We start from the raw sequence: 6,000 nt of genomic DNA, 5'->3' as shown, positions 1-6,000 counted from the left end.
CCGCTCCACCAGCAGCGGCATCGCCTCCGACGCCGTCACCAACTCCCGCAGCGGATACCGGGACAGCACCCCCTCCACCTCCGGCGAGAGCGCGGGCTTCAGGCGGTGGTGGACCGACCGCGTGTCGTCGCCGAGGGCGTGCGCGGCCTCCAGGACCAGGGCCCGCTCCGGCCCCTTGGGCACCCCGGCGGCGGCACGCTCGTAGAGCTCGGCGCCCTCCTCCAGGACCAGACCGGTGTCGATGCCCGCCGGGATCTTGACGGAGGCGGTGTGCCGCCAGGTCGCCAGCGGATCGCTCCACGCCTCGACCCGGAAGGTCCAGCGCCCGGTGGCGTCCGGGGTGATCTCCGCGCCCCACACGTCGCTGCCGGGGGACAGCTCCCGCATCGGCGTCCAGGGGCCACGGCGGCCCTTCGGATCCCGCAGGACCACATTGGCACCGACGGCGTCGTGCCCCTCCCGGAACACGGTGGCCGTGACCTGGAACGTCTCCCCGGTCACCGCCTTCGCCGGGCGCCTGCCGCACTCCACGGCCGGCCGGACGTCACGTACCGGTACGCGGCCGATGGCCGGGGTCCTGCGCATGGTTCTCACCTCCGCCGTGCGCGAAGCCGGGCCCAGGGCCCGGCTCGCGATCCGATGCACGTCCGGCTGCTGCCGGTCCGTGGGGAACGCCATGTACGGTGCCAGGTCATGGGCTTGGCGCCGTGGAACGCCGCTCCGAAGGCGGCGCGCGCCGCGCCGCCCGACCCGGCTGGGACCGGCCGTCCTGCTCGCGCAGGTAGCCGGCCAGACTGGAGCGCAGATAGCGCTCCGCCGCGTCCGCCGCCTCCCGGGCGCAGCGTTTTCCCATCAGCACGCACAAGGTGTAGCCCGAGTCCTCGAAGGTTGCCCGGACCGTGCGGTCGTGGGGCGAGGCGAGCATCACGCGCTCCCAGGCCCGGTAACGCCGCAACTGCCTGGCCACTTCGGCCTTGGCGGGGAGCAGCATGACCCTCTTCACCTTCCACGCTCTCGACTGGGCGCGTTCCCGACGGTCGGGTGGTGTCCGCGCAGGGGTGGGCACGGAACCGTTACGGCGATCGAGGCTTTCACTCATGGTGCACGCACGGACACGCACCGTCCTGTTGGACGTTCAACCACTAGGGCCGTTCGATGCTCGTGTTGCACGAATGGCGTAGCGACCCCACTGTGGGAGGTGACTCAGAAGCGATCACTGCTCACGCTCGGTGTCCGGGATCCCTCCCGGACGGGGTGAGGGAGCGAGAGCCTCGCGGGTGAGGAGCAAGCGACGATGAAGACCGCAGTGCCCTGCTACTACCACATCGATGTGGAAGTCAGCCCGGAACGGGTGGGACAGGTCAGCCGCATTTTGGGCGCCCATCTCCGCTACTGGGACCTCGACAACCTCGTGGCCCCCGTCCGCCGCGGCGCCGAACTGCTGCTGCGGGCGATCGACGAGCACGCCACGGACAAGACCATGTCGATCGAGATGTGGTGGAACGGCCAGCATCTGATCACGGCGGTCGGTGGCGACGACCGCGATCTGCGTCCGGACCAGGACCTCCGGGCCTGCCTGGCGGACATCGCCGCCATGAGCGACGGGTGGGGCTGCTGCGCCTCGGAGACCGGAAGCGTCATCATCTGGTTCTCGCAGCGCGCCCGTACCGGCGAACGCGTCCCGCTGGTCCCGACCGCTCCGGCGCCGAGGCTCTCCGAGGGGCTGCAGGTGCCGCGCGAGCTGCGGGTGGCCGCGCTCGCCGCGCCGGCGACCGCCGCGGACGGCGTCCTGGAGGGCGCCCGGTGACGGCACGGAAGTCCCGGAAAGGGGTGCCCGTGTGGAGCGGGCACCCCTACCCGTTGGGGGCCGTCTTCGACGGCGAGGGAACCAACTTCGCCCTGTTCAGCGAGGTCGCCGAGCGCGTCGAGCTGATCCTGGTCGACGAGGCCGGCGCCGAGACGCCGGTCCCGCTGCACGAGGTCGACGGCTTCGTCTGGCACGCCTATCTGCCCGGTGTCGGCCCCGGCCGGCGCTACGGCTACCGCGTGCACGGGCCCTGGCAGCCGTCCCTCGGCCACCGCTGCAACCCGGCGAAGCTGCTTCTCGACCCGTACGCCCGCGCCGTGGACGGCCAGATCGACAACCACGCCTCGCTGTACGAGCGTTCGCCCGACGGCCCGTCCCCGGGCGACAGCGCCGGGCACTCGATGCTGGGCGTGGTCACCGACCCGTACTTCGACTGGGGCGACGACCGCCCGCCGCGCCGCTCGTACGCGGACTCCGTCATCTACGAGGCCCATGTGCGCGGTCTGACCCGTGCCCACCCGGAGGTCCCCGAGCGGCTGCGCGGCACCTACGCCGGTCTCGCCCACCCCGCGGTCATCGACCACCTGACCTCGCTCGGCGTCACGGCGGTGGAGCTGATGCCGGTCCACCAGTTCGTCCAGGACGGCGTCCTGCAGGACCGGGGCCTCGCCAACTACTGGGGCTACAACACCATCGGCTTCTTCGCACCGCACAACGCCTACGCCGCCTTCGGCAGTTCGGGCCAGCAGGTCAACGAGTTCAAGGCGATGGTGAAGGCGCTGCACGCGGCCGGCCTAGAGGTCATCCTGGACGTGGTCTACAACCACACCGCCGAGGGAAACGAGTTCGGCCCGTCGCTGTCCTTCCGCGGCATCGACAACGCCTCCTACTACCGGCTGGTCGACGGCGACTGGGCGCACTACTACGACACCACCGGCACCGGCAACAGCCTGCTGATGCGCCATCCGTACGTGCTCCAGCTCATCATGGACTCGCTGCGGTACTGGGTGACCGAGATGCACGTCGACGGCTTCCGCTTCGACCTCGCCGCCACCCTGGCACGGCAGTTCCACGAGGTGGACCGGCTGTCCGCGTTCTTCGACCTGATCCAGCAGGACCCGGTGATCAGCCGCGTCAAGCTGATCGCCGAACCCTGGGACGTGGGGGAGGGCGGCTACCAGGTGGGCAACTTCCCGCCGCTGTGGTCGGAGTGGAACGGCCGCTACCGGGACGCCGTACGGGACTTCTGGCGCGGCGAGCCCGGCTCGCTGGGCGAGTTCGCCTCCCGGCTGACCGGGTCGTCCGACCTGTACCAGCACAGCCGCCGCGCCCCGCGCGCCAGCGTCAACTTCGTCACCGCGCACGACGGCTTCACCCTGCGCGACCTGGTGTCGTACAACGACAAGCACAACGAGGCCAACGGCGAGGACAACCGGGACGGCGAGAGCCACAACCGGTCCTGGAACTGCGGGGCCGAGGGCGACACCGACGACCCGGCCGTGCTGGAACTGCGCGCCCGCCAGCAGCGCAACCTGCTGGCCACGCTGCTGCTCTCGCAGGGCATCCCCATGCTCTGCCACGGCGACGAACTCGGCCGGACCCAGCGCGGCAACAACAACGCCTACTGCCAGGACAACGAGGTCTCCTGGGTGGACTGGGAGATCACGGACGAGCAGCGCTCGCTCGCCGGCTTCACCCGGTACGTGATCGGCCTGCGCGCCCGGCACCCCGTGCTGCGCAGACGCCGGTTCTTCCGCGGCGAGACCCCGACCAACGCCGGACAGCCGCTGCCCGACGTGATGTGGCTGCGGCCCGACGCCCGCGAGATGACCCAGCGGGACTGGCACCGCGAGGACGCGCACTCGATGGGCGTGTTCCTCAACGGCGACGCCATCGCCGAACGCGACCCGCACGGCCGCCGGGTGGTCGACGACTCCTTTCTGCTGCTGCTCAACGGCTACTGGGAACCGGTCGTCTTCCGCCTGCCCGACGAGTCCTTCGGCGAGCGCTGGACCACCCTGATCGACACCGCCGACCCGGACGGCATCCCCGACGAGCGCGAACGCAAGGCCGGCACCCGGCTGCGGGTGGAGCCGCGCAGCCTGGTCCTCCTCTCCCGCCCGGCCCGCGACACCCGCCCGGCCCTCGACCCGGCCCGCGGCGCACGCTCGCGGCGCGGCACACGTCCGGCGCGCGGCACCCGCTGATCCGCACGACCCCTGTCCGATCTGTTTCGGGGGGCCCACCGGCCGGTGGGCCCCCCGAAACAGATCGGACAGGGGTCAGCGCGTGCCGCGCGAGGTGACCGTGAACTGGGCGCCGTCCGGGTCGCGCAGGATCGCCTCCTGCTCGTCCTCGCTCAGCACGCTGCCGCCGTGCTTCTCGGCGGTGCGGGCACATCCCGTCACGTCGTCCACCGCGAAGTGGATCTGCCAGTGCGGCCGCACGGTCGGGTCCGGGGCCGCCTCGACCGCGCCCGAGTCGATGCGCGCCACGACGTCCCCCCGGCTGCGCAGCACCACCTCGCCGCCCTCGTACTGGACCTCGCAGCAGCCCGGCTTGCCCGACGCCCAGCCGAGGATCTCGCCGTAGAAGATCGCCGAGTCGAAGGCGTTGCGGGTGTGCAGCCGGATGAAGGTCGGGGCCGCCCGGCGCCAGGCCTCCCAGTTGCCGACCAGTTCGCCCTGCCAGATGCCGAAGGTGGCCCCGTCCCGGTCGGCGAGCAGCGCCGCCCGCCCCGGCGGGAACGACAGCGGCCCGACCGCCGCCGTACCGCCGCGCTCCCGGGCCCGGGCCACCGCCACGTCGGCGTCCGGCACCGCGAAGTACGGGGTCCAGGCCACCGCCATCTGCCACATCGAGGCGACCGCGGCGATCCCGGCCACCGGAACCCCGTTCGCCAGGGCGATGCGGAAGTGCTCGCCGAGCTTCGCGCCCCGCCACCGCCAGCCCAGCAGGGCCGAGTAGAACTCCTGGGTCGCGCCCAGATCGCGGCTGGTCAGGCTCACCCAGCACGGGGCACCGAAGACGGAGTGCGTCGATACGAGCTCCCGCGTCCTCGTCCCGCCACCGGCAGGCTTGTCATCGTTCATGGTGTCGCGTCCTGAGTCTCGGGGCCCGGCGGCCACCGCTCACGCACCAGTGTCCAACCGGAAGGGCCGGATGTGCTCGTCGAGTACCCCGGTGCCGATCGTCCAGGCGGGTGACACGGTGGGGGCATGACGCACAGCGACGCGGACCGGATCGTCGAGCTGGAGGCGGAGTCGACCAGCCGAAGGAGGCGGTGGTCTCGCACGCCGTCGGCGAGCAGGCCATCGCGGCGGGGGACTGAGCCTCAGCCGGCCTCCGCGAGCAGTTCCTCCCGCAGCCGGTCGAAACAGCTGCTCAGCAGGCGTGAGACGTGCATCTGCGAGATGCCCAGGTGCTCGGCGATCCGGCTCTGCGTCATCCCGCCGAAGAACCGCAGGTAGAGGATGGTGCGCTCACGTTCGGGCAGCGCCGCCAGGCACGGCTTGACCGCGGCCCGGTCGATGACCAGGTCGAAGCCGGGGTCCGGTGAACCCAGGGAGTCCCCGAGCGCGTATCCCTCCGTGCCGGCCACCTCGGCGTCCAGGGACAGCGCGGAGAAGCACTCCAGCGCTTCCATGCCGGTGCGCACCTCGTCCTCGCTCAGCCGTGTTTGCGCGGCGATCTCGGCGACGGTGGGCGCCCGGCCGGGCGTGGTCTGGGCCAGTTCCTTGAGGGCGGCGCGCACCCGGTTGCGCAGGTCCTGCACGCGGCGCGGCACGTGCAGGGTCCACATGTGGTCGCGGAAGTGCCGCTTGATCTCGCCGGTGATCGTGGGCACCGCGTACGCCTCGAAGGCCCGGCCGCGGGCCGGGTCGTAGTGGTCGACGGCCTTGACCAGGCCCAGCGCGGCCACCTGGTACAGGTCCTCGAGGGATTCCCCGCGACCTCGGAACCGTACGGCGATCCGCTCGGCCATCGGGAGCCAGAGCCGGACCAGTTCGTCCCGGAGGATCCGGCGCTCGGGACCTTCGGGCAGGCTCGCCAGCCGTTCGAACGACTCGCCCGTGTCGGGTGCGTCGTCGTGGGGGTGAGGCCTGGCGCTGCGAGTGACAGGCATCGCGCGCACCTCTCTCAGCAGGTGCTGATCGACAGACACCGCGGGAGGGAGCGCGCTCGGATGCTGG

6 protein-coding genes are annotated in these 6,000 nt (G+C 71.8%); 2 read left to right on the top strand and 4 right to left on the bottom strand.

The window, feature by feature from the left end:
* Positions 1 to 585: maltotransferase domain-containing protein (locus ACWCPN_RS25915; RefSeq protein WP_451210522.1), on the bottom strand; the 585-nt coding region annotated here is incomplete at its 3' end.
* 106 nt (positions 586 to 691) lie between these two features.
* On the bottom strand, positions 692 to 991 hold the full coding sequence (locus ACWCPN_RS25910; protein ID WP_199209366.1) for a DUF5133 domain-containing protein: 300 nt from the start codon (positions 989 to 991) through the stop codon (positions 692 to 694).
* 303 nt (positions 992 to 1,294) lie between these two features.
* On the opposite strand from ACWCPN_RS25910, the gene ACWCPN_RS25905 reads away from it, so the two are divergent.
* On the top strand, positions 1,295 to 1,807 hold the full coding sequence (locus tag ACWCPN_RS25905; RefSeq protein ID WP_451210519.1) for a pep a2: 513 nt from the start codon (positions 1,295 to 1,297) through the stop codon (positions 1,805 to 1,807).
* 23 nt (positions 1,808 to 1,830) lie between these two features.
* Entirely contained in the window at positions 1,831 to 4,014 is a 2,184-nt protein-coding gene (gene glgX / locus ACWCPN_RS25900) for a glycogen debranching protein GlgX (protein ID WP_451210556.1), read from the top strand.
* Between the two features lie 75 nt (positions 4,015 to 4,089).
* Here glgX and ACWCPN_RS25895 read toward each other — a convergent pair whose 3' ends face one another.
* Together ACWCPN_RS25895 and ACWCPN_RS25890 are read right to left on the bottom strand one after the other, a co-directional pair.
* Entirely contained in the window at positions 4,090 to 4,899 is an 810-nt protein-coding gene (locus tag ACWCPN_RS25895; protein WP_451210516.1) for a VOC family protein, read from the bottom strand.
* A gap of 242 nt (positions 4,900 to 5,141) precedes the next feature.
* Positions 5,142 to 5,933 carry an RNA polymerase sigma factor SigF gene (locus ACWCPN_RS25890; RefSeq protein WP_451210513.1) on the bottom strand — a complete coding sequence of 264 codons (792 nt, stop codon included), beginning with the start codon at positions 5,931 to 5,933 and terminating at the stop codon, positions 5,142 to 5,144.
* Positions 5,934 to 6,000: the final 67 nt, after the last annotated feature.

It is taken from the genome of Streptomyces sp. NPDC002386 (assembly GCF_053593175.1).
Note: the sequence above shows the minus strand (reverse complement) of the source record. Positions and strands in the feature narration are given on the sequence as shown.

Bases quoted from the DNA above. Each gene is read 5' to 3' on its own strand.
- ACWCPN_RS25910 (WP_199209366.1), bottom strand. From the start codon at position 991: ATGCTGCTCCCCGCCAAGGCCGAAGTGGCCAGGCAGTTGCGGCGTTAC.
- ACWCPN_RS25905 (WP_451210519.1), top strand. From the start codon at position 1,295: ATGAAGACCGCAGTGCCCTGCTACTACCACATCGATGTGGAAGTCAGC.
- ACWCPN_RS25895 (WP_451210516.1), bottom strand. From the start codon at position 4,899: ATGAACGATGACAAGCCTGCCGGTGGCGGGACGAGGACGCGGGAGCTC.
- ACWCPN_RS25890 (WP_451210513.1), bottom strand. From the start codon at position 5,933: ATGCCTGTCACTCGCAGCGCCAGGCCTCACCCCCACGACGACGCACCC.